This is a genomic window from Enterococcus massiliensis (genome assembly GCF_001050095.1).
GTDB classification, from domain to species: Bacteria; Bacillota; Bacilli; order Lactobacillales; family Enterococcaceae; genus Enterococcus_C; species Enterococcus_C songbeiensis.
The window spans coordinates 1-1,347 of record NZ_CVRN01000001.1 but is presented as its reverse complement, the minus strand read 5'-3'; the positions used below and the strand labels follow the sequence as shown (position 1 = coordinate 1,347).

The 1,347-nt window shown below is 47.4% G+C and carries 12 tRNA genes; all 12 read right to left on the bottom strand.

Annotated features, from left to right (window positions below):
• Window positions 1-166: 166 nt before the first annotated feature.
• A tRNA-Leu gene (locus BN1875_RS00060) sits at window positions 167-251 on the bottom strand.
• A 30-nt stretch (window positions 252-281) separates the two neighbouring features.
• Window positions 282-352: transfer RNA gene (locus tag BN1875_RS00055), tRNA-Cys, on the bottom strand.
• A 36-nt stretch (window positions 353-388) separates the two neighbouring features.
• Window positions 389-460: transfer RNA gene (locus BN1875_RS00050), tRNA-Gln, on the bottom strand.
• A gap of 6 nt (window positions 461-466) precedes the next feature.
• Window positions 467-539 (bottom strand) — tRNA-His (locus tag BN1875_RS00045).
• Between the two features lie 31 nt (window positions 540-570).
• Window positions 571-644: transfer RNA gene (locus BN1875_RS00040), tRNA-Trp, on the bottom strand.
• A gap of 2 nt (window positions 645-646) precedes the next feature.
• Window positions 647-727 (bottom strand) — tRNA-Tyr (locus tag BN1875_RS00035).
• Between the two features lies 1 nt (window position 728).
• Window positions 729-804, bottom strand: a tRNA-Phe gene (locus BN1875_RS00030).
• A gap of 31 nt (window positions 805-835) precedes the next feature.
• A tRNA-Asp gene (locus BN1875_RS00025) sits at window positions 836-911 on the bottom strand.
• A gap of 10 nt (window positions 912-921) precedes the next feature.
• Window positions 922-994: transfer RNA gene (locus BN1875_RS00020), tRNA-Val, on the bottom strand.
• Window positions 995-1,007: 13 nt separating this feature from the next.
• A tRNA-Glu gene (locus BN1875_RS00015) sits at window positions 1,008-1,079 on the bottom strand.
• A 7-nt stretch (window positions 1,080-1,086) separates the two neighbouring features.
• Window positions 1,087-1,175: transfer RNA gene (locus BN1875_RS00010), tRNA-Ser, on the bottom strand.
• Between the two features lie 46 nt (window positions 1,176-1,221).
• Window positions 1,222-1,295 (bottom strand) — tRNA-Asn (locus tag BN1875_RS00005).
• Window positions 1,296-1,347 lie beyond the last annotated feature (52 nt).

The window sequence follows — 1,347 nt, the reverse complement described above, 5'->3', positions numbered from 1 at the left end:
GAATCTTTTTGATCAATCAATTAATCAATGTAAGATAACAAAAAAATCTGAGCCAGAATGAGGTTCATTCTGACCCAGATTTGATTTTGCACAACTCATCAGTCCTTATTGACAAAGAGCCAAAAAAAGATGTATCAATCTTCTAAGAAGACTGATACATCAACGATACCGGCGGCCGGGGTCGAACCGGCACGCCCTCAACGGGCACTGGATTTTGAGTCCAGCGCGTCTGCCAATTCCGCCACGCCGGCATAACAATATAATAGTAATAATTAGTACTAAGGCGGTAACCGGATTTGAACCGGTGATGAAGGTTTTGCAGACCTCTGCCTTACCACTTGGCTATACCGCCATTATACTATTTTTTTCTACATCTGTAAATGTAGAACTGGGGTAGCTGGATTCGAACCAACGCATGAGGGAGTCAAAGTCCCTTGCCTTACCGCTTGGCTATACCCCAATAAAGGGCGAATGATGGGAATCGAACCCACGAATGCCGGAGCCACAATCCGGTGCGTTAACCACTTCGCCACAATCGCCATGACACTAACTAACAGTAACAAAAAATAATGGCAGGGGCAGCAGGAATTGAACCCACACTAACGGTTTTGGAGACCGCTGTTCTACCTTTAAACTATGCCCCTAATGGAGGAGAGTGGATTCGAACCACTGAACCCGAAGGAACGGATTTACAGTCCGTCGCGTTTAGCCACTTCGCTACTCCTCCATGGTGGCGCGGGACAGAATCGAACTGCCGACACATGGAGCTTCAATCCATTGCTCTACCAACTGAGCTACCGAGCCACAAAAAAATGAAGATAATTAAAATTATAAATGGCGGTTCCGACGGGAATCGAACCCGCGATCTCCTGCGTGACAGGCAGGCATGTTAACCCCTACACCACGGAACCACTCATATTATGGAGGTTAACGGGATCGAACCGCTGACCCTCTGCTTGTAAGGCAGATGCTCTCCCAGCTGAGCTAAACCTCCATATTTTAATTAATGATCCGTACGGGACTCGAACCCGTGTTACCGCCGTGAAAGGGCGGTGTCTTAACCACTTGACCAACGGACCAACAAAACGGAGAGTAAGGGATTCGAACCCTTGAGACAGTGTTTACCATCTACATGATTTCCAATCATGCTCCTTCGGCCTCTCGGACAACTCTCCCGAGTGAAAGAAGCTCATTACTCTACAATTTTAAAAAAATTGAGAACTCCGGCAGTAGGACTCGAACCTACGACATCATGATTAACAGTCATGCGCTACTACCAACTGAGCTATGCCGGAATAAACCAGCGTGGCGACGTCCTACTCTCACAAGGGGCAACCCCTCACTACA